Origin of the sequence: Nonomuraea sp. NPDC050153, from assembly GCF_044460125.1 — a bacterium.
Lineage (GTDB): Bacteria > Actinomycetota > Actinomycetes > Streptosporangiales > Streptosporangiaceae > Nonomuraea.
Genome location: NZ_JBITJQ010000003.1, coordinates 1 through 20,066, shown reverse-complemented (window position 1 = coordinate 20,066; position 20,066 = coordinate 1). Strand labels below are relative to the sequence as shown.

Genomic DNA, 20,066 nt, shown 5'->3' with positions numbered 1-20,066 from the left:
AGGTCATTGCTGCAGTGACTTCGTGATCTCGGCGTTGAGCTGGGGGACCTTCGCGGCGTCACCGAACACGGCCTCGCGGGCCAGGCGCAGCCACGGCCCCTGCGGGTCGTTGAAGGTCTGGCCGAAGCGCAGCGCGTACGGCGTCTGGCCCTTGGCCACCAGCGAGTTGATCAGCACCACGCGCGGGTCCTCCGCGGAGTACTTGTTGCTGGCCAGGTCGGTACGCGCGAGCACGTCCTTGTTCTTGGCCATGATCTCGACCTGGGCCTCGTCGCCGACCGTCCAGGACAGGAAGTCCCAGGCCGCGTCGGGGTTCTTGGAGGTGGCGGAGATGCCGACGGAGTCGCCGCCCACGAACGTGGACTCGCCGCCGTCGGGGCCGGCGATCGGGGCGACGCCGATCTTCATGTCCTTGGGCATGAGGCCGAGCGTGGTGGAGGGCATCGGCATGACGCCGATCTCGCCCTTGGGGAAGAAGCCGGTCCAGGTCGGGCCCTGCTCCTCCTTGGCGGTCGGCCCGGTGACCTTCTTCTCGTACAGGTCGCGCCAGATCTTGAACACGTCGGTCATCGCGGGCTGCTCGTTGAGCGACTGGGTGCCCTCGGCGTTCATGACCTGTCCGCCGGCGGCCCAGACGGAGGGCCAGAACGTGAAGACATAGCAGCCGCCGCAGTTGCCGCCGAAGAAGGTGCCGTGGACCTTGCCGTCCTTGCCGAGCTTGTCCTGGATCGTGGTCGCCTGCTGGGCGAACTCCTTCAGCGACTTCGGCCCCTGCTCCGGGTCGAGCCCGGCCTTCTGGTAGAGGTCCTTGTTCCAGAACCAGACCGACAGGTCCAGCGTGTGCGGGAGCGTGTACTGCTTCCCGTCGAGCGTGCCGAGCTTCATGTGCGAGGGGGCCAGGCCGTCCTTGAACGGCAGCTTCGCGATCCTGTCCGTGATGTCCATGAACAGGCCCTGGGAGGTGTAGTTCGGGACGAAGATGACGTCGGCGGCGAAAACGTCGGGGAGCTGCTTGGCGCCCGCCGCCGCGGCGATGCGCGGCTGGTAGTTGTCGGTCGGGATGACGGTGAGCTTGACCTGGATGTTCTTGTGACTGTCGTTGTAGGCCTTGACCAGCCGCTCGCTCTGCGTCTGGGTGGCCGCACGGGTCCACATGGTGATCGTCACGGGACTCTCCGCCGACGGCGTGCTGCCCCCGCCACCACCGCCGCCGCTGCCGCAGGCCGCCGCTGTGAGCGCTAACACACCGAGGAGGGAGATCCCGGCCAGCCTTCGTCTCATGTTGTGCTCCTGGACTTAAAGGTTTTCGGAAACGTAGAAGAAACAAGAGTCCATGTCAATGGGTGCTAGGGTTCTATGCAGTTCACAGGTGACGAAAAGGGTTTCGAAACATGGCGAGTAAGCGAGCGACCATCTCCGATGTGGCCTCGCTGGCGGGGGTCTCGATCGCCACGGCGTCCAAAGCACTCAACGGGCGCCAGGACGTGCGGGCGGCGACGCGCGAGCGCGTGCTCGCCGCCGCGGCGGAGCTCTCCTTCCAGCCGAACGCCCTGGCCAGGGGGCTGATCTCCGGACAGACGCGCACGGTCGGCCTGCTGACCTCCGACAGCGTCGGCCGGTTCGGCATCCCGGTGCTGCTCGGGGCGGAGGACGCGTTCGGGGCCGGCGAGATGGCCGTGCTGCTCTGCGACGCGCGCGGCGACGCGATCAGGGAGCAGCATCACGTACGGGCGCTGCTGTCGCGCCGGGTGGACGGGCTGATCGTGGTGGGCGAGAGCACGAGCCCGCGGCCGTCGGTGAGCAAGGACCTGCCGGTGCCGGTCGTGTACGCCTACGGCCCCTCGGAGGACCCTTCGGACGTGTCGTTCGTGCCGGACGACGTCGGCGCCGCCACCATGGCCGTCAAGCACCTGCTGGCGCTGGGCCGGCGCAGGATCGCGCACATCACGGGGCCCACGCACTACAAGGCGTCGCGCGACCGCGAGGAGGGCCTGCGCCAGGCGCTTGAGGAGGCGGGGCTGCCGCAGGCCGGGCAGACGCTGTCGGGCCCGTGGTCGCAGCGCTGGGGGCGGCACGCGGCCGAGATGCTGCTGATGTCCGAGCCGGAGATCGACGCGGTGTTCTGCGGCAGCGACCAGATCGCGGCCGGTTTCATGGAGACGGCCAGGGAACGCGGGCGGCGGGTGCCCGAGGACATCGCGGTGGTCGGCTACGACAACTGGGAGGTGCTGTCCACGGAGACCCGGCCCACCCTGACCACCGTGGACATGAACCTGGAGCTGCTGGGGCGCACCGCGGCCCAGCACCTGTTCGCGGCCATCGACGGGAAGGCGACGCCAGGGGTGCACAAGATGCCCTGCCAGCTCGTGATCCGCGACTCCACCTCCCCGCCGGGCCTGTCCTGAGCCGGGCGCGTCAGGGGCAGCGCACGATCATGCCCGCGTACGACAGGTTCCCCCCGAACCCGAACAGCAGCATCGGCGCCCCGCGCCGGACCTCGCCCCGCTCCAGCAGCTTGGACAGCGCCAGCGGCACGCTCGCGGCCGAGGTGTTCCCCGACTCGACCACGTCGCGCGCCACGATCGCGTTGACCGCGCCGAGCTTGGCCGCGAGGGGTTCGATGATGCGCAGGTTCGCCTGGTGGAAGACCACCGCCGCCAGGTCCTCGGGACGTACGCCGCCGCGCTCGCACGCCCTCCTGGCGATGTCGGGGAGCTGGGTGGTGGCCCAGCGGTAGACGGTCTGGCCGTCCTGGGAGAAGCGGGTCGGGGTGCCCTCGATGCGTACGGCGGCGCCCAGCTCCGGTGCGGAGCCCCACACCACCGGGCCGATCTCCGCCTCCGGCGCCGCGCTGATCACGGCCGCGCCCGCCCCGTCGCCGGTCAGCACGCACGTGGTCCGGTCGGTCCAGTCGGTGACGGCCGTCATCATGTCCGCCCCGACGACCAGGGCGTTCGTGGCCGCGCCGGCGCGGATGGCGTGGTCGGCCAGGGCCAGGGCGTGGGTGAAGCCGGAGCACGACACGCCGACGTCCATCAGGGCCGCGCTCGGCACTCCGAGCCGGGCGGCGACCCGGGAGGCGATGTTCGGGGCGCGCTCGGTCTGCGTGCAGGTGGCGATCAGGAGGAGGTCGATGTCGGCGGCGTCCAGGCCGCTCGCCGCCAGGGCCTTCGCGGCGGCGTGCCGGGCCAGGTCGGCCACGCTCTCGTCCGGCTCGGCGACGTGCCGGGTACGGATGCCGACCCGCCTGGTAATCCACTCGTCGCTGGTGTCCACCATGGTCGCCAGCTCATCATTAGTCAGGATTTTTGCCGGTTGATAGTGACCTGTGGCGACAAGTCGTGATCCCGTCATGAGGACGGACTATAGCAACCGAACGTTCGGACGCTAAAGTACCCGCATGAGTCCCCGCAGATCCGCCGCCGAAGCCCTCGGCACGCGTGCGGCCATCCTGGAGCGCTCGGTCGCCATCTCCTCCACGGAGGGGCTCGAAGGGCTGACCATCGGCCGTCTCGCCCTTGAGCTGGGCATGAGCAAGTCAGGCGTGCTCGGGCACTTCGGCTGCAAGGAGGCGCTGCAGCTCGCCGTCCTCGACCGGGCCGGCGAGATCTTCCGCGCCGAGGTCTGGGAGCCCGCCCGGCCCGCCGCCCCCGGCCTGACCCGCCTGCGCGCGCTGTGCGAGGCGTGGGTCTCGTACCTGGAGCGCGGCGTCTTCCCGGGCGGATGCTTCTTCGTCGCCGCGGCACACGAGTTCGACGGGCGGCCGGGGCCGGTGCGGGACGTGGTCGAGGCCAGGTTCGACGCCTGGCGCGGACGGCTGTGCAAGGAGGCCCGGCGCGCGGTGGACGCCGGCGAGCTGGCCTCGGGGACCGATCCGGACCAGCTCGCGTTCGAGCTGCTCGGCGCGGTCATGGCGCTGAACCACGCCCTCCAGCTCCACCTCGACCCCGAGGCCCCGTCCAGAGCCCGCCACGCCGTCCGGACCCGCCTCGACGCCTGACCCGGCCACCTCGGGCCTCGGGCCTCGCGCAGCTCGGCCACCACCCGGCTCGGGCCGCCCACGCCCGCTCGGGTGTCACCCTCCCCGCCGATCACCAGGCGGGTGGGCATGCGAAAGCTCGGGCGCGGCGGTGCGGCGCCCGAGCCCGATGTCCAGGCGTCAGTTGCCGGTCGACAGCCGCTCGAAGAGCGCCACGGCCGCGTCGCGTACCTCCTGCGGGGACACCCCGTCCAGCGTCTTCCTGGCGTCGGTGATGTCGCGCGTCGTGGCGAGCGTGATCGCCACGGACGAGGCTGCGGCGTGGTCGATCGATCCCGTCGGTGCGGCGTCCGCCAGTTCCTGGGCGCTTGCGGCGAGGTCGAGGTTGTCTCTCAACGGATCTCCTCGGATGAAGACGGCTCGGCCCATTGCATCATTTGGCATCATGTCGCATCCACCATTCGGTGAATTCACGACACCGGCCGTCGGGCACAAACCTGATCACCCACAGATTACTGTACGTTTTGTCGGGATATGTCGTGACCCCCTGGATAACGCTCACGTCGTCGGCCACGCTCACCGGATGCCACTCGAACGTGGCCTCACCAGGCTTGTCCTGCCGCCCGAGCCATTGCGCGACGATGTCGTCACGCCCGTGCCAGGGCGGGCTGTAGGGCTCGGTGTAGTAGACGGCGTCGTCCGTGAACAGCGCGGAGATGTCGTCGGGATCGTTGGAGTTCCAGGCTCGTACGTACCCCTCGATCCATGGGCCCGGCTCGACCATATGTACCCCCTCAGCGGGTCGCCTACCCGTCCGGCCAGTCATTACGCCCAAGCGGCGGTCGCAGACCGCCCCGATCGGGACTCTGGTCACGGTTCGTCTGATTTCTCGTCTCGTTTAGGTATAGGGGTACTCAGGCGCCCTTCTCCTGACTCCTTCATGATGGAGCCGTCCCAGCGAGGGGACGCGAAGACGACTCGGGGACGTGCCGCGAAGGAGGGGACGGCACGTGCCGCGGGTCGGGACGCGCGGTCTGCCAGCCGCCCGCCCTGCCCGCGGCACGCGCCGAGAGCGCCGCTACGGGGAGTGAGCGGGGCCGGTGCTGCCGCGCGGCGTGAGCACCGCCGCCTGGTCCTCGTACGGGGGCACGGTCTCGCCCGCGATCAGCGCCAGCAGCCGCTGGGCGGCATGTGCCCCGTACGCGGGGATGTCGCGGGTGAGCGCGGTCAGCGGCGGCCGGACGACCTGTGACAGCGGCGAGTCGTCCCAGGCCACGATGGACAGGTCGCGCGGCACCTCGACCCGCATCTCCTGGGCCGCCGACATGCCCGCCACGGCCATGATGTCGTTGTCGTAGATGATCGCCGTGGGCCGGTCGGGCGAGCTGAGCAGCCGCCTGGTGGCTCTGGCGCCCTGCTCGCCGGTGTAGTCGGTGTGCACGGTGACGTGCTCGGCCACGCCCTCGCACGCCTGCTCGAACGCCTGGTCGCGAACGGTCGTGTGGACCAGCTCCGGCAGCCCCGCCACCCGCGCGACGCGGCGGTGGCCCAGCGCCACCAGGTAGCCGACGGTCTCGCGCACGGCCTCGCCGTCGTCGGACCAGACGGCCGACAACGAGCCCGACTCGGTGGGGTGACCGATGACGACGACCGGCATCCCCAGCCGCTCCAGCTCGACCACCCTGGAGTCCGAATAGTGCAGGTCCACGAGGAACACGCCGTCGATGCGGCTCTCGCCCCACCAGCGCCGGTAGACCTCGCTCTCCTGCTCATGGCTGGTGACGACCTGGAGCAGCAGCGCGTACGAGCGGTCGGCGAGCACGCCCTCGATGCCGCTGATCAGCTCCATGAAGAACGGCTCGACGCCCAGGATGCGCGCGGGACGGCAGAGCGCGAGGCCCACGCAGTTGGCCCTGGCGCCGTTGAGCGCCCGCGCCGCGCTGTTGGGCCGCCAGCCGATCTCCTCGGCGATGGCGACGATCCTGGCCCGCGTCGCGTCCGACACGCCCGGCTGCCCGTTGAGCGCGTAGGAGACCGCCACTTTGGACACTCCCGCCCGGCCGGCGATGTCGGCGATCGTGGGTCGCTTCACGGGCTCCCTCTCTGAACCGGATAACCCTCATACTCTAGGCCACCCCATTCGGTAAGGGAATTAACCGCTTAAGCCACGTGCCAGGGTTTGGCGTCCTCGGTCTCCTTGGCGGCGCCTGCCACGCGCAGCGCGTACGTCGGCCGCTCCGCCCCCGGCACCGGCCCCAGGTACGCGTGCCCGGTCAGGTGACACCAGGCGGGCAGGTCGACGGGCGCGGCGGGATCGGTGGCGATGAGGTGGATCACCGCTCCTGGACCGGCTTCGCGCACGTGACCGCGTAGTTCGATGAGCAGTTGAACGCAGAGCTTGTCGCCGCCGTCCACCACGAGATCAGGCATACGTACAAGGAAACCACCGTCCGGGCCCTTGATCGTCACGAACCCCGCAGGTGGCCCATGAGCTTGGCGACCTCCCGCGCGTAGTGCTCGGCGAACTCCGGCGACGCCGGGTCCTGGTCCCAGACCGCCCGGACGAGCTGCGGGAACGCGATGCCGGCCGCCGCCATCGAGAACAGCGCCACCAGCACCGCCGCCGGGTCGAGGTCCGCGGGGAGCTCCCCGTCCCGCTGGCGCTCGCGCAGGAGCTCCAGATCCCGGCGTACGTCCTCGACGAACGCCGGGTCGGGCGGCCCGTCGTCGGTGAGGCTCTGCCAGAGCATCAGCCGCCCGTAGTCGCGGCGCGAGGCGTTGGCCCGCACGTATTCGGCGGCGAGCGCGCCCAGCGAGGCCGAGCGGTCGGCGAACCCGCTCTCCTCGACCTGCCAGCGCGCGGTGAGGGCCTGGTAGAGGCCCTCCTTTCCGCCGAAATAGTAGGAGATCAGCTGCTTGTTGACCCCGGCCCTCGTGGCGATCTCACTGACCCGCGCCCCCGCGAACCCCTTCGCCGCGAACTCCTCCAGCGCCGCCTGCAGGATGCGGGCCTTCGTGCGCTCGGGGTCGCGCTGCCTCTCCTCGGGTGCTCGTCTCATGATCCGCAGTTTATCATCCATCCGGATGGTTGACAGAATCATCCATATGGATGATAGTCGGGGTCATGACACGGAACATCGCGATCATCGGTGGCGGGATCGGCGGGCTCTGCCTGGCCCAGGGGCTGCGCAGGGCGGGGCTCGACGTGACCGTCTACGAGCGGGACAGGACCCCGGCCGACCGGCTGCAGGGCTACCGCGTGCACATCGACCCGAACGGCGCCCGCGCGCTGCACGACTGCCTGCCCGCGCCCCTGTGGCAGGCGTTCCTCGACACGACCGGGCGGCACAGCGGGCAGGACTTCGGCTTCCTCACCGAGCAACTGAGGCAGCTCGCGCTGATCGAGGCGCCCGAGGCGGCCGACCCGGCCGACGACCACCACTCGGCCAGCCGCATCACGCTCAGGCAGGTGCTGCTGTCGGGGCTCGACGACGTCGTACGGTTCGGGAAGACGTACGAGAGGTACGAGCGGCTCCCCGAGGGGCGGGTCAAGCTGTTCTTCGCGGACGGCACGAGCGCGACCGCGGACATCGTGGTCGCCGCCGACGGCGGGAACTCCCGGGTGCGCAAGCAGTACCTGCCGCACGCCGAGCGGGTGGACACCGGGATCACGACGGTGGCCGGCAAGTTCCCGATCACCGGCGAGACCAGGAAGCTCGTGGCGCGGCGGCTGCTCGACGGGCCGAACAGCGTCATCCCGCCCAGCGGCATGGGGTTCTTCACCGCGCCGCACGACCTGGGTGACGGGGTGGCGCACGGCGGGTTCGGGGTGACGGAGCAGGAGGGCGCGCTGATGGACAACAGCAGCAGCTACGTACTGTGGGCGTTCGGCGCGTCCGGCGCCCACTTCCCCGCCGACATTTCCGAAATGTCGGGCGAGCAACTCAAGACCACGGTGGCGCGGAGCATCGAGTCGTGGCATCCCGACCTGCGCAGGGTGGTCGGCATGTCCGACCCCGACACGGTCACGCTGCTGCCGATCCGTACCTCGATCCCGATCGACGCCTGGCCCGCCACGAACATCACCCTGCTCGGCGACGCCATCCACAGCATGACGCCGATGCGCGGCATCGGCGCGAACACCGCGCTGCGCGACGCGCGCCTGCTCTGCGCCGCCCTCACCGGCGCCCTCACCGGCGGCGGCGACCCGATCGAGGCCATCGCGGGCTACGAGGCCCGGATGCGCGAGTACGGCTTCGCCGCCGTGCGCGACTCGCTGCGCGCGGCCGAGCAGTTCGTCGGCGGCGGCCGGGTGGGGCGGATGGGGTTCAAGACCTTCCTCCGGGTGGTCCAGCGCTTCCCCACCCTGAAGGCCAAGGCGTTCGCCTGACCCGGCCTGTTGTGTGGGAGCGGCACACCCCGGCCCAAGCACGCCCAGCCGCCCCCTTCCCCCTTCCTCAGGAGACCTCGGCCGAAGTGCCGGCGACAACGGGCGCGCGGCCGGCGCGGGATGTCCGCAAGCGGATGGAACCGGCGTGCGGTGGGAGCGTGTGGGGTGCGTACTGTGGAGTCGGGCCGGGAGGGTGGATGCGGGTCGGGATTCTGGGGCCGCTTCAGGTGGCGGGATGCGAGATCGGTGGCGCCCGGGTGCGCGCGCTGCTGGTGCGGCTGGCGCTCGACCCCGGACGGGTCGTGACCACGGACAGGCTGATCGACGACCTGTGGCCGGACGAGGCGCCGGCGCATCCGATGGCGGCGCTGCAGTCGCTGGTGTCCAGGGCGCGCAGGGAGGCGCCGGGCGTGATCTCGTCGCATCCCGCCGGATACACGCTGGACGTGCCGTCGGCCGAGGTGGACGCGTGGGCGTTCGAGCAGCTCGTACGGGCGGGTGACGCGCACCGGGCGCTGGCGCTGTGGCGGGGCCCGGCGCTGGCGGACGCGTCCGGCCTGCCCTTCGCCACGGCCCCCGCGGCCCGGCTGGAGGAGCTGCGCCTGACCGCGCTGGCCGCCAGGATCGCCGCCGATCTCGCCGCCGAGGACCCTGACCTCCTCGCCGGTCTGGTGGCCGAGCTGGAGGAGCTGGTCGCCGCCCACCCTTTGCGGGAGCCGTTCCACGCCCTGCTCATGCGCGCCCTCACCGCCCGGGGCCGGCGGGCCGAGGCGCTCGCGCTCTTCGAGCGGATCAAGGAGGCCCTGGCCGACGAGCTGGGCGTCGACCCCGGCCCCGAGCTGCGGGAAGCCCACCTGAAGGCGCTGCGGGACGCCGAGCCCAAGAGCAACCTGCCAGCCCGCCTCACGAGCTTCGTGGGCCGATCGGAGGACATGTCACGGCTGAAGGGGCAGCTCGGCAAGGCCAGGCTGGTCACGCTCGTCGGGCCGGGCGGTGCGGGGAAGACCCGGCTGGCCGTCGAGGTGGCCGCGAGCCTGCGCGTGCCCGACGGCGTGTGGCTGGTCGAGCTGGCCACCGCCACCGACGTGCGAGCGGCTCTGGAGGGCGCGCTCAAGACGACCGACGCGGTCCGGACCCTGCGCGGCACCGCGCCCCTGCTCGTGCTGGACAACTGCGAGCACGTGATCGAGGAGGCCGCCACCACGGCCCGCTCGCTGCTGTCCGAGGTGGCGGGCCTGCGGATCCTGGCCACCAGCCGCGAGCCGCTCGACATCCCCGGCGAGACCCTGCACCACGTGCTGCCGCTGCCCGAGGGGAAGGCGACCGAGCTGTTCGCGGACCGCGCCGCGGCCGCCCGGCCCGACCTGCGGGTGGAGCGGGAGGCGGCGGCGCGGATCTGCCGCGAGCTGGACGGCATCCCGCTGGCCATCGAGCTGACCGCCGCGCGCCTGCGTACGATGCCGCTGTCCGTCCTGGTGGAGCAGCTCGGCGACCGGCTGACCTTCCGCGGCGGGCGCACGTCGGAGCCGCGCCACCGCACCATGCGCGCGGTCATCGACTGGAGCTGGAACCTGCTCTCCGACCGCGAGCGGGAGCTGCTGCGGGGCCTGACGGTGTTCTCGGGCGGCGCCACGTACGAGGCGATCTCCCAGGTCTGCGGCGGCGACCTCGACCTGCTCTCCTCGCTGGTGGACAAGTCGCTCGTCGCGGTCGTCGGCGACCGCTACACGATGCTGGAGACCATCAGGCAGTACGCCGCCGCCGACCTCCCCGAGCTGGTCCAGGCCCACGCCCGCTACTACACCGGGCTGGCCGAGATCGCCCACCCCCGCCTGCGGACCGGCGACCAGCTCAAGTGGCTGGCCGTGCTGGACGCCGAGCAGGGCAACCTGGACGCGGCGCTGCGCCACTCCGACGACCCGCTCAGGCTGATCCTGCCGCGGTTCTGGCCATGGATCATGCGTGGCAGGCATCGCGAGATCAGCGAGCAGGCCGTGTCGGTGCTGCGCAGGGTGGGCGACGTGCCGCCGCCGGGGCGGGAGCTGGCGCACGGGATCTGCCAGGTGCTGTCGGGAGCCCCGCCGACCGAGGCGGTGCTCACGTCCGACCACCCCGCCGCCCTGAACTCCTGGGCGCTGGCCGGGGTCGGCACGCCCGCCGACGTGGTGAGGCTCACCGAGCGGCAGGCGGCGCGGCTGCGCGACCACCCTGACCTGTGGACCAGGTCGGCGGCGCTGCTCGGTGCGGGCATCGTGCGGTTCGAGTACGGGGCGGTGGCCGGGGCCGAGGATCTGCTGGAGCCGGCGGTCGAAGGCTTCAGGGCCGTCGGGGACCGGTGGGGGCAGTGGACCGGGCTCTTCTGGCTGTCGCTGGTCGCGGAGAACCGCGGGGACTTCGCCGCGGCGGTCGCCCTGGCCGAGGAGCCGGAGCGGCTGGCCACCGAGCTCTCCGGGCTCGGCACGCCGCTCGGGCCGATGACGTTCCTGATCCGGGTCGGCCAGCTCAAGGGGCGCGCGGGCGATCACGCCGGAGCGGCCCGCGCACTCGAAGGGGCCTGGGAGTCGGCCGTGCGGTCCGAGGACAGGGCGACCATCGCCAGGGTCATGCACGCCAGGGCCGAGCTGGCCAGGCGCACCGGCGACCCGGACGAGGCGGCCCGGCTGCTGGAGGCGGCGCTGGCGCTCGATGTCGAGGTGTCGGCCCAGTTCAGGGCGTACATGAACGTCGAGCTCGCCCGGGTTCGCGAGCCCCGCGAGCCGCTGCGCCGGGCACTGGAGCTGATGGCCACGTGCTCCGACAGGACCGCGCGGGCGACCGTGCTGGAAGGAGTGGCCGAGCACCTGGAGCCGGAGGCGGCGGCCGAGCTGCTCGGCGCGGCGCGGGCACTACGCGGGATCGACGAGTCCGCCGATCCCCACGTCAACGAGCTGGCCGCCAGGTGCCGGGCCGCACTCGGCGAGCACGGCTACCGCTCGGCGTCGGCCAGGGGCGCGGCGATGCCGAACCCGGAGAGGTACGCGCTGAGGCCGCTCTCGTCCCCGTGATAGCCGATGTAGCCGTCGGGGCGGACGAGGATGACGCCCTCCTGGCCGTCGAGCGGCGGGAGCACCGTGAACGGGTATTCCGTCTCCGTGTCGGCCAGCAGCAGGAAGCCGGTGCCGCGCTGCTCGGCGAAGAGCGCGCCGAGCCGTTCGCCGCCGCGCTCGCCGACGGACAGCGGGCTGCCGAGGTAGGCCAGGCCGAGCTGGTTGGTGTCGTCGCCGCGCTTGCTGTCCTGCTCCCGGTACAGGCGGGTGCTGAGGCCCAGCACGTGCTCGGCCACGGCCATGCGCTCGTACTCGTACGTCCTGAGCAGCGCCTCGGTGCCGACGGCCAGCTTCCAGCCCAGGTTGTAGGCGTCCTGCACGCCGGTGTTGAGCCCCTGGCCGCCCGCCGGCGTGTGCACGTGGGCCGCGTCGCCGGCCAGGAACACCCGGCCGACCCTGAACTGATCGGCCATGCGGATGTTGACGCGGTACTCGGAGCGCCACAGGATCTCCTCGATCCGCACGTGCGGCGCGTGCTCGGCGACGAGCGCGATCAGGTCGTCGTCACCGGTGTACGGGGCGACGAGCTGGAAGACGTCGGTGTTCGGCAGCGGGCAGATCGTGAAGTAGAGCTTCTGCTCGGCCATCGAGCCCCACGCGTGCCAGTACTCGCGGTCCAGGTCGCCGGTCCTGATGTCGGCCAGCAGCATGCGCTCGCTCTCGAACGTGTCGCCGGCGAATCCGACCCCGAGCTGCTTGCGCACGGCGCTGCGACCGCCGTCCGCGCCCACCAGGTACGCGCAGCGAACCCGCTCGCCGGTGCCCAGGGTGACGGTCACGCCGTCCTCGTCCTGCTCGAAGCCGGTCACCTCGGCGCCGAACTCGACCTCGTGCCCCAGCTCGGCCAGCCGGTCGCGCAGGATCTGCTCGGTGCGCCACTGCGGCTGCATGATCAGGTTGGGGTACGGCACGTCCGCGGACGGCTCCCTGATCTCGTCCATCCGCCCCTCCCAGACCACCTGGTCGCCCTGGTAGCTGCGCAGGCTCGGGTACTCGCGGCCGGTGGCGAGGATCTCGTCCACCACGCCGAGGTCGTCGAAGACCTCCAGCGTGCGGGGTTGCAGGCCCTTGCCCCGCACGCCCGTGGGCGGCTCCGGCGACCTCTCCACGATGCGGAGGGCGACGCCTCTGCGCGCCAGCTCGATGGCCAGGGTCAGTCCGGTCGGCCCGGAGCCGACGATCAGCACGTGTGTCATGCCGAGAACGATGCTCCGGGCCACTGCCAGATCTCTGTCAGCCGCTGCCGGGCCCTGTCACGGGCGCAGCTCGTGAAAGAGCGCCACGCGGGCGCGGTGGTATTCGAGGTCGTCCTCGTCGTGCCGCACCCCCGCGCGCGCCGCCTTCCGGAAGTACGCGTACTCCCTGCGCAGCTTGTGCCGGACGAGCTGGGCCAGCGCCTCCTCGTCCAGCTCTCCCGCGGTGCCCCCGGCCTCGTGGTAGGCCGCCACGAACTCCCCGCTCGGCCCCAGCTCGTCGTCCCCCCATTCGAGCGACGCGGCGGCCAGCTCCACCTCCGGAGCGCCGACGAAGGTCTCGTCCCAGTCGAGCACCGCCACGATGCCGCCGTCCCTGGCGAGGGTGTTGCCGGTGTAGTAGTCGCCGTGGAGGGGGTGGCGCAGCGGGTGCCGGGCGTGGAACTCCGCCAGCCAGCGGTCGAGGGCGGGGTCGTCGAGTTCGAGGGCGTCCTGGGGCGGGTCGCCGTACAGGCCGGACTCCTGGAAGGCGGGCACCGGGCGCGGGGGCGGCCGGAACGTGGCCAGCGACGCGTGCAGCCGGGCCAGCAGGCGGGCGCCCGCCGCGCGCTGGGCGGGGACGTCGGAGTCCGGCCAGCCGCCCTCGACGTACGGCCAGCACGAGATCGGGCGGCCCGCCACCACGACGACCGTCGCCCCGCCGGGCGTCGGCACGGGTGCGACGGCCTCCGGGAGCGTGGCAGCGGCGTGGCGGGCGATCGCGTGACACCACTCGGTTTCGGCGACGGGCCGACCCACCGGGCCGACACGGATAACATGGCCGTCAAGCTGGTACGCGGCGGACTCCTCGCCACCGTGCAATCGTTCGCCGTTCCCGGTGATGCCCCACGTCAGGGCCGCGACTGCCCGGATTTCGGGGGTAAGCGGGGTATCGGCATAGATCACTCAGGAAAGCCTACGCTTCCGGATCCGGCCCCGATGCGCGAGGGTTAGGGTCACCTACCTCGCACTTGTAAGGAGACCCGTGGCCAGTCCCGGCAGGCTCGACACCAGAGGCAGCGATTTCGCCCGACTAGCTCGTCAGATCACGGACGCCGGCCTCCTTGACCGGCGTCCCTTTTATTACGCGATCAGGATGACCATCATGGCCGCCGTCTACTTCGGCGGCTGGGGGCTGTTCCTCTGGCTCGGCGACTCGTGGTCGCAGCTCCTCGTGGCCGTCGCGCTGGCGGTCGTCTTCGCGCAGCTGGGGTTCCTCGCCCACGATCTCGGCCATCGGCAGGTCTTCAGGACGCGGCGGCCGAGCGAGGTCGCCGGCCTGATCATCGGCAACCTCGCCATCGGGCTCGGCTGGGGCTGGTGGACCACCAAGCACAACCGTCACCACGCCAACCCCAACCACGAGGACCACGACCCCGACGTCTCCCCCGCCGTGATCGTCTGGTCCGAGGAGCAGGTCGCCAAGAGCATCGGCCTACCGCGACTTGTCGCGAAATATCAGGCTTTCTGGTTCTTCCCGCTGCTGACGCTGGAGGCCTGGCACCTGCACATCGCCAGCGTGAAGGCCCTGCTCAAACCGGAGGCCAAGCGGCGCGGGCTGGAGCTGACGCTGCTCGTCACGCACTTCGTGCTCTACTTCGGCCTGGTCTTCGCCGTCCTGCCGGTCGGCAAGGCGCTGCTGTTCCTGGTCATACACCAGGGAGTGTTCGGGATCTACCTGGGGTGCACGTTCGCGCCCAACCACAAGGGCATGCCGATCCTGACCGCGGAGGACAAGCTGGACTTCCTCCGCAAGCAGGTGCTGACCTCCAGGAACGTGCGCGGCGGCCTGTTCGCGGACGTGGCGCTCGGCCAGCTCAACTACCAGATCGAGCACCACCTGTTCCCCAACATGCCGGCTCCCAACCTGCGCAGGGCACAGCCGATCGTCGAGCGTTACTGCGCGGAGATCGGCGTCGACTATCTCCAGACCGGGCTGATCGAGTCGTACGGGCAGGCGCTGCGCCACCTGCACGAGGTCGGCGCCGCGCTCAGGCGCCCCCTTCCGCCGCAAGGCGCTTGAGCAGCGAGTCGCGGCGGCCTTCGAGCTGAGCGATCAGCTCCTCCTGCTCGTCCGCCTGGCTGATCATCGCCGAGATCTCCACCTGGTCGGTCGCGCCCACGTCGCGGATGTGGTTGCGGAGGTCCTGGTTCTCGGCTCTCAACCGGACCAGGTCCTCCTCGACCTCCCGCAGGTCGTCCTTTGTGCTCATTTACCTGCTCTACCCAGATGCGCCCCGGCGATTACCCCTCAGAATGGGAGCATGCGCAAGCCGTCGACCAGCACGATCGTGTCACTCGTGGTGATCGCGGGCCTGCTGGGCGGCATGGCCCTCACGTACGTGACCAAGGGCCAGGCGCGGATCAACGCCCTCGACGTGGCGCTGCCGGTCATCGCCTGCTGCGGGCTGCTGCTGCGGGAGCGCTATCCCGTCGCGGCGCTGATCCTGGTGATGGTCTGCGTCGCCACCTACTACCCGTACGCGGGGCTCGACGGACCCCTCGTCATCCTGCCGTTCGTCAACCTCTACACCGCGGCCGAGAAGGGCCACCTCACGGCGGCCATCGCCATCGGGGCCGCGTCGCTGCTGGGCATGGGCCTCGGCGAGAGCCGCGGCGTCCGGCACGTCGAGAACAGCCTGTTCCTCATGATCACCGGGTGGGAGGTGGCGGCGATCGCGTTCGGCAGCGTGACCCGCAGCCGTCGCCTCTACCTGCGGGCGGTCGAGCAGCGCGCGCTCGAAGCCGAGCACAGCAAGGAAGAGGAGGCCAGGCGGCGGGCCAGCGAGGAGCGGCTGCGCATCGCGCGAGAGCTGCACGACGTGCTCGGGCACAACGTCTCCATGATCAACGTACAGGCCGCGGCGGCGCTGCACGGGCTCAAGAAACGGCCGGAGGACGCCGAGACGGCGCTGCGGACGATCAAGGACACCAGCAAGGAGACGCTGCGCGAGCTGCGGACCACGCTGGGCGTGCTGCGCCAGGTGGACGAGGACGCGCCGACCGCGCCCGCCGACAGTCTGGCCCGGGTGAACGCGCTGGTCGAGCTGTCGGGGCTGGAGGTGCGCACGGATCTGTCGGGTCCGCTCGACGCCGTGCCGACCGAGGTGGACCTGGCCGCCGCCCGGATCGTACGGGAGGCGCTGACCAACGTGTCCCGCCACTCCGGCACGAAGCAAGCCACCCTCGCAATCAACAACACGTCCGGAAATATCGTGATCCGCGTGGAGGATGACGGGCCGGGCGCCACGTACGACGGGGGCAGTGGCTTCGGCCTGCAGGGCATGCGCGAGCGCGCCACCGCGCTCGGCGGCACCCTGGAGGCGGGCCCGCGTCCCGAGGGCGGCTTCCGCGTCGTCGCCCGGCTGCCACTCGGGAATGAGGCTTGATGATCCGCGTACTGCTCGCCGACGACCAGACCCTGGTACGGGCCGGGTTCCGGTCCATACTCAGCGACGAGGACGACTTCGAGGTCGTCGCCGAGGCCGCCAACGGCGGGGCGGCCGTGGCCGGAGCCCGCGAGCACCGCCCCGACGTGGTGCTCATGGACATCCGCATGCCGGAGCTCGACGGCCTGGAGGCCACCCGCCGGATCACCGGCGACCCCCGGCTGGAGGACGTCAAGGTGATCATCCTGACGACGTTCGACCTGGACGACTACGTCTACGCCGCGCTGCGCGCCGGCGCGAGCGGCTTCCTGGTCAAGGACACCGAGCCGGCCGAGCTGATCCACGCGGTCCGGGTCGTGGCCAGGGGCGACGCGTTGATCGCGCCGTCGATCACGCGCCGGCTGATCGCCGAGTTCGCCGGCCGGGTCAAGCGTCCCGAGCCCGGCCCCGAGCTGAACGCGCTCACCGAACGCGAGCGCGAGGTCATGACGCTGGTGGCCGGCGGCCTGTCGAACGACGAGATCGCGGCCCGGCTCGTGCTCAGCCCCGCCACCGCGAAGACGCACGTCAGCCGCATCATGACCAAGCTGTCGGTACGCGACAGGGCCCAGCTCGTGGTCATCGCGTACGAGGCCGGCATGATCGTCCCGGGCTGGGTTACTCCCTGAGTCGTAGCCCGGCAGACCTCGTGCGACCCGGGATGTACGCCAGGTTGCCGCGCGGGCATGACGCGGCGGGCGGAGCCGCACCAGGACGCTCTGGGCATGGACACCGTGGACCTGGCCCGCCTGCAGTTCGCGCTCACGGCGGGCGCGCACTTCCTCTTCGTGGCCCTGACGCTCGGCCTGGCGACGCTGGTCGCCGTCGTCCAGACCCGGGCCACCTTCAGCCGCGACCCCGTGCACCTGCGGATGACGCGGTTCTGGGGCCAGCTCTACATCATCAACTACGCCATGGGCATCGTCACCGGGCTGGTCATGGAGTTCCAGCTCGGGCTGTCGTGGAGCGGGCTCACGGAGTACGCGGGCAACGTCTTCGGGTCGGCGCTGGCCATCGAGACGCTGGTGGCGTTCTTCGTCGAGTCCACGTTCCTGGGCCTGTGGATCTTCGGCTGGGACCGGCTGAACCGGTGGGCGCACCTGGCGCTGATCTGGGTCGTGACGCTGACCGCGTACGCGTCGGCGTTCTGGATCATGGTCGCGAACGGCTTCCTGCAGCACCCGGCCGGGCACGTGCTGGACGGCGGCGTGTTGCGGCTGGCGGACCTCGGGGCCATGGTGGGCAATCCGGCCGCGCTGATCGCGTTCGGGCACGTGATGGGCGGGGCGATGATCACCGGCGGGTTCTTCCTGGCCGGGGTGAGCGCGTACCACCTGCGTAAGCGCACCGCCGAGCAGGACTTCTTCCGCAAGTCGCTGCGCATCGGGGTCGGCGTGGCGCTGCCCGCGCTGCTCTTCACCGTGATCTTCGGCGGGCTCGGGTTCGAGACCCTGCAGCCGACCAAGGCGGCGGCGTGGGTGGGCAGGCCGGACCGGCTGGCCGAGGCGCAGGCCGAGATGGTGGCGGCGCACGGCCCCGGCGACTACCTGCCGCCCGTCGGTCCCGTGCACGCGGCGGGCGTCACGATGATGACGCTCTGGGTCGTGATGACCGTGGTCGCGGCACTGAGCTGCGTGCTGATGCTCATCCGGCCCGTGGTGCGCGGGTTCCGGCCGTGGCACTGGCTGCTGACCCTGATGATCCCGGTCCCGTTCGTGACGATGCTGGCCGGCTGGGTCTTCCGGGAGCTGGGGCGCCAGCCGTGGGCCGTGTTCGGGCTGCTGCGGACGGCGGACGCGATGTCCCCGGTGACCGCGGCCCAGATGCGCTTCTCCGTCACCGCCTTCACCACGGTGTTCGCGGTGCTGATCGCGATCAACTACTGGCTGCTGGCCAGGCACGCCCGCCGCGGACCCGGCGGCGAGTCGCTCGGCGCCCCGGCCGCCCCCGTGCCGAGCTTCTGAGGAGCAGTCGTGGAGATCTTCATTCTGGCCTTCTTCGCGCTCGGCTACCTCGTGCTGGCCGGGGCCGACATCGGGGTCGGCATGGTGCTGCCGTACCTGGGCAGGTCGGCGGCCGAGCGGCGCGAGGTGATCGCCGCCATCGCGCCGTTCTTCCTGGGGAACGAGGTGTGGCTGGTGGCCACGGCGGGCGTGCTGGCCGGGCTGTTCCCCGAGCTGGAGGGCGAGCTGCTGAGCGGCAACTACACGATCGTCGTGACGCTGGTCCTGTCGTGGGTCGTGCGTGACATGGGGCTGTGGCTGCGCGGGCGGATGCCGGGGCCGCGCTGGCAGGCGTTCTGGGACGGCGCGATCGTGGCCGGGAGCTGGGGGCTGGCGCTGAGCTGGGGGACGCTGCTGAGCCACGTGCTGGTCGGCCTGCCTCCCGCCCTGGTGGTGGCCGTGCTGGTGGTGGCCGCGCTGTTCGCCACGCACGGGCTGGCGTTCGCGGCCCTGCGGCTGCGCGGCACGCTGCGGGAGCGGGCGGCCGTGCTGTCAGGCGGGGCGGGCGAGGCCCGCACCTACCTGGTGACGGCCGCCGCGCTGGTGGCGGTGGGGGTGCTGGCCGGGCTTCGGCTGCCGCTGGAGCCCGGCACCTCCGGCTCCGTGCTGGTGCCGGTGATCCTGACGCTGATCCCGCTGCTGGTGGCCGCCCAGGGCTGGGTGTGGTGGACGTTCCGGCACCGGGTCACGGGACCGTCCTACCTGTGACGGGTGATGAACTCCCGGATGAGGGTCGTCACTTCGGCCGGGCGCTCGTGCAGGACGACGTGGCCGCTGTCCAGCTCGGCGTACTCGCTGCCGGGCAGGGCGGCGTGCAGCGCGCGGTGGTGCTCGACCGGGATCAGGTAGTCCCGGGTGTTGCCGACGACCAGCGTGGGCGCGGTGATCTTCGGCAGCAGGTCCCTGATGTCGAGGCGCAGGTCCAGCTCGATCTGGCGGCGGACGCCGTGCGGCGGCTCGCCGGCCATGAGGGTCTCCGCGCCGACCGCGCTCACGTACTCGGGGCCGAACCCCACCAGCGGCCCGTACGCGGCGAAACTCTCCGGGTCCGTCTCCGCCAGCCTGGCCCACGTGCGCAGGCCGAGCTCCAGCCGGGAGTCCTCCACGTGCGTCCAGCCGGCGATCAGCACCAGCCGCCTGACCAGCTCCGGGTACTCGGCGGCGACCGCCACGGCCACGGCCGCGCCCAGCGAGAAGCCGACGAGGTCCGACGGGCCCTCGAACGTGGCCGCGACCTGGCCGGCGAGCAGGTCGAGCGTGAGGTCGCCGCCCGGGTCGGCGGTCTGGCCGCTGCCCGCGTAGTCGGGGACGATCACCGTGCGCAGGTCGGCGAACCCCGGCACGAGGTGGGCGTAATTGGTGGCGGCGTCGCCGCCGGAGCCGTGCACCATGACGAGGCCGGGACCGCTGCCCGCCCGCTGGAAGTGGACGGCGCCCGAGCTGTGGGTGACTGTGGGCATCAGAGGCTCCTAGAGGTTCCCGCCGCCGGTGGCGTCGATGGTGCTGCCGGTGATGAAGCTCGCCTCCGGCGAGGCGACGAAGGCCACCGCATTCGCGATCTCGTCGTCCTTCAGCCGCTCCACGAGCACGTGGCCCTGCCGGCCCAGGTCGGCCCGGACGGCGAACGCGCTGCCGCCGTCCTTCTCGATCAGGCGGACGACCTCCTCGGCCGCCGTCCGGTCTTCCGCGTAGTTGACTGCCATCCGGAAGCCGTCCCTGGCCAGGCGCAACGCGATGGCGCGGCCGATCCCTCTGCTGGCTCCCGTCACGAGCGCGGTCTTCATCCTGGGATCCCCCTTTCTTTAGCGATCGATACAGAACCATAGCATAGCGATCACTATAGAATGGCGGCATGTTGCGTCCTGGAAGCTGGTCCAGGCCTGCGGGTGAAAGTCCCGTCCGGGTAAGCATCGGAGCGCCCGGTAGCAGGCCCCGGCCCGTCATGGAG

General features: G+C 71.4%; 21 protein-coding genes. 9 read left to right on the top strand and 12 right to left on the bottom strand.

What is annotated here, in order from left to right; all coding sequences use genetic code 11:
- Nucleotides 1–3 precede the first annotated feature (3 nt).
- Nucleotides 4–1,281, bottom strand: coding sequence for an ABC transporter substrate-binding protein (locus ACIBQ1_RS08390; protein WP_397275599.1), 1,278 nt, complete (start codon nucleotides 1,279–1,281; stop codon nucleotides 4–6).
- 110 nt (nucleotides 1,282–1,391) lie between these two features.
- Between ACIBQ1_RS08390 and ACIBQ1_RS08385 the strand changes: the two genes are divergently transcribed.
- Nucleotides 1,392–2,405 (top strand): LacI family DNA-binding transcriptional regulator, encoded by a 1,014-nt coding sequence (locus tag ACIBQ1_RS08385; protein ID WP_397275597.1) that lies wholly within the window; start codon nucleotides 1,392–1,394, stop codon nucleotides 2,403–2,405.
- Nucleotides 2,406–2,415: 10 nt separating this feature from the next.
- Here ACIBQ1_RS08385 and ACIBQ1_RS08380 read toward each other — a convergent pair whose 3' ends face one another.
- Nucleotides 2,416–3,354, bottom strand: coding sequence for a beta-ketoacyl-ACP synthase III (locus ACIBQ1_RS08380; protein WP_397275595.1), 939 nt, complete (start codon nucleotides 3,352–3,354; stop codon nucleotides 2,416–2,418).
- 46 nt (nucleotides 3,355–3,400) lie between these two features.
- Between ACIBQ1_RS08380 and ACIBQ1_RS08375 the strand changes: the two genes are divergently transcribed.
- The gene (locus tag ACIBQ1_RS08375) at nucleotides 3,401–4,000 is read left to right on the top strand and encodes a TetR/AcrR family transcriptional regulator (protein WP_397275593.1); all 600 of its coding nucleotides are present in this window, start codon (nucleotides 3,401–3,403) and stop codon (nucleotides 3,998–4,000) included.
- A 159-nt stretch (nucleotides 4,001–4,159) separates the two neighbouring features.
- On the opposite strand, the gene ACIBQ1_RS08370 is transcribed toward ACIBQ1_RS08375, so the two are convergent.
- From ACIBQ1_RS08370 to ACIBQ1_RS08350, 5 genes are all read right to left on the bottom strand, one after another.
- Complete coding sequence (locus ACIBQ1_RS08370; RefSeq protein WP_397275591.1) at nucleotides 4,160–4,375, bottom strand: hypothetical protein; 216 nt, start codon at nucleotides 4,373–4,375, stop codon at nucleotides 4,160–4,162.
- A 37-nt stretch (nucleotides 4,376–4,412) separates the two neighbouring features.
- Nucleotides 4,413–4,763, bottom strand: coding sequence for a nuclear transport factor 2 family protein (locus tag ACIBQ1_RS08365; RefSeq protein WP_397275589.1), 351 nt, complete (start codon nucleotides 4,761–4,763; stop codon nucleotides 4,413–4,415).
- A gap of 294 nt (nucleotides 4,764–5,057) precedes the next feature.
- Nucleotides 5,058–6,071 carry a LacI family DNA-binding transcriptional regulator gene (locus ACIBQ1_RS08360; RefSeq protein WP_397275587.1) on the bottom strand — a complete coding sequence of 338 codons (1,014 nt, stop codon included), beginning with the start codon at nucleotides 6,069–6,071 and terminating at the stop codon, nucleotides 5,058–5,060.
- A gap of 68 nt (nucleotides 6,072–6,139) precedes the next feature.
- The gene (locus ACIBQ1_RS08355; RefSeq protein ID WP_355377083.1) at nucleotides 6,140–6,409 is read right to left on the bottom strand and encodes a sulfurtransferase TusA family protein; all 270 of its coding nucleotides are present in this window, start codon (nucleotides 6,407–6,409) and stop codon (nucleotides 6,140–6,142) included.
- 35 nt (nucleotides 6,410–6,444) lie between these two features.
- Nucleotides 6,445–7,038 carry a TetR/AcrR family transcriptional regulator gene (locus ACIBQ1_RS08350; protein ID WP_397275585.1) on the bottom strand — a complete coding sequence of 198 codons (594 nt, stop codon included), beginning with the start codon at nucleotides 7,036–7,038 and terminating at the stop codon, nucleotides 6,445–6,447.
- A 65-nt stretch (nucleotides 7,039–7,103) separates the two neighbouring features.
- On the opposite strand from ACIBQ1_RS08350, the gene ACIBQ1_RS08345 reads away from it, so the two are divergent.
- Both ACIBQ1_RS08345 and ACIBQ1_RS08340 read left to right on the top strand, forming a co-directional pair.
- Nucleotides 7,104–8,369, top strand: coding sequence for an FAD-dependent oxidoreductase (locus ACIBQ1_RS08345; protein WP_397275583.1), 1,266 nt, complete (start codon nucleotides 7,104–7,106; stop codon nucleotides 8,367–8,369).
- Nucleotides 8,370–8,566: 197 nt separating this feature from the next.
- Nucleotides 8,567–11,413: a BTAD domain-containing putative transcriptional regulator gene (locus ACIBQ1_RS08340; RefSeq protein ID WP_397275582.1), complete on the top strand. Its 2,847-nt coding sequence runs from the start codon at nucleotides 8,567–8,569 to the stop codon at nucleotides 11,411–11,413.
- Here ACIBQ1_RS08340 and ACIBQ1_RS08335 read toward each other — a convergent pair.
- Nucleotides 11,335–12,651, bottom strand: coding sequence for an FAD-dependent monooxygenase (locus ACIBQ1_RS08335; protein ID WP_397275580.1), 1,317 nt, complete (start codon nucleotides 12,649–12,651; stop codon nucleotides 11,335–11,337). The two genes, ACIBQ1_RS08340 and ACIBQ1_RS08335, sit on opposite strands and share 79 nt — an antisense overlap.
- A 57-nt stretch (nucleotides 12,652–12,708) precedes the next feature.
- Complete coding sequence (locus ACIBQ1_RS08330) at nucleotides 12,709–13,593, bottom strand: phosphotransferase enzyme family protein (RefSeq protein WP_397275578.1); 885 nt, start codon at nucleotides 13,591–13,593, stop codon at nucleotides 12,709–12,711.
- A gap of 190 nt (nucleotides 13,594–13,783) precedes the next feature.
- Between ACIBQ1_RS08330 and ACIBQ1_RS08325 the strand changes: the two genes are divergently transcribed.
- A complete protein-coding gene (locus tag ACIBQ1_RS08325) occupies nucleotides 13,784–14,710 on the top strand; it encodes a fatty acid desaturase family protein (protein WP_397275577.1) in 927 nt (308 codons plus the stop codon).
- On the opposite strand, the gene ACIBQ1_RS08320 is transcribed toward ACIBQ1_RS08325, so the two are convergent.
- Nucleotides 14,679–14,900, bottom strand: coding sequence for a hypothetical protein (locus ACIBQ1_RS08320; RefSeq protein ID WP_397275576.1), 222 nt, complete (start codon nucleotides 14,898–14,900; stop codon nucleotides 14,679–14,681). The two genes, ACIBQ1_RS08325 and ACIBQ1_RS08320, sit on opposite strands and share 32 nt — an antisense overlap.
- A gap of 51 nt (nucleotides 14,901–14,951) precedes the next feature.
- Here ACIBQ1_RS08320 and ACIBQ1_RS08315 point away from each other — a divergent pair, with 51 nt between their 5' ends.
- Genes ACIBQ1_RS08315 through ACIBQ1_RS08300 form a run of 4 tightly spaced genes read left to right on the top strand, consistent with a single transcriptional unit; the run spans nucleotide 14,952 to nucleotide 18,826 of the window.
- Nucleotides 14,952–16,076: a sensor histidine kinase gene (locus ACIBQ1_RS08315; protein WP_397275574.1), complete on the top strand. Its 1,125-nt coding sequence runs from the start codon at nucleotides 14,952–14,954 to the stop codon at nucleotides 16,074–16,076.
- A complete protein-coding gene (locus tag ACIBQ1_RS08310) occupies nucleotides 16,076–16,744 on the top strand; it encodes a response regulator (RefSeq protein WP_397275572.1) in 669 nt (222 codons plus the stop codon). Before ACIBQ1_RS08315 ends, ACIBQ1_RS08310 begins: the two co-directional genes overlap by 1 nt.
- Nucleotides 16,745–16,801: 57 nt before the next feature.
- On the top strand, nucleotides 16,802–18,079 hold the full coding sequence (locus tag ACIBQ1_RS08305; RefSeq protein ID WP_397275571.1) for a cytochrome ubiquinol oxidase subunit I: 1,278 nt from the start codon (nucleotides 16,802–16,804) through the stop codon (nucleotides 18,077–18,079).
- A 9-nt stretch (nucleotides 18,080–18,088) separates the two neighbouring features.
- A complete protein-coding gene (locus ACIBQ1_RS08300; RefSeq protein ID WP_397275569.1) occupies nucleotides 18,089–18,826 on the top strand; it encodes a cytochrome d ubiquinol oxidase subunit II in 738 nt (245 codons plus the stop codon).
- On the opposite strand, the gene ACIBQ1_RS08295 is transcribed toward ACIBQ1_RS08300, so the two are convergent.
- Nucleotides 18,817–19,578 (bottom strand): alpha/beta fold hydrolase, encoded by a 762-nt coding sequence (locus tag ACIBQ1_RS08295; protein ID WP_397275567.1) that lies wholly within the window; start codon nucleotides 19,576–19,578, stop codon nucleotides 18,817–18,819. The two genes, ACIBQ1_RS08300 and ACIBQ1_RS08295, sit on opposite strands and share 10 nt — an antisense overlap.
- Before the next feature lie 9 nt (nucleotides 19,579–19,587).
- Complete coding sequence (locus tag ACIBQ1_RS08290; RefSeq protein WP_397275566.1) at nucleotides 19,588–19,902, bottom strand: SDR family oxidoreductase; 315 nt, start codon at nucleotides 19,900–19,902, stop codon at nucleotides 19,588–19,590.
- Between the last annotated feature and the right edge of the window lie 164 nt (nucleotides 19,903–20,066).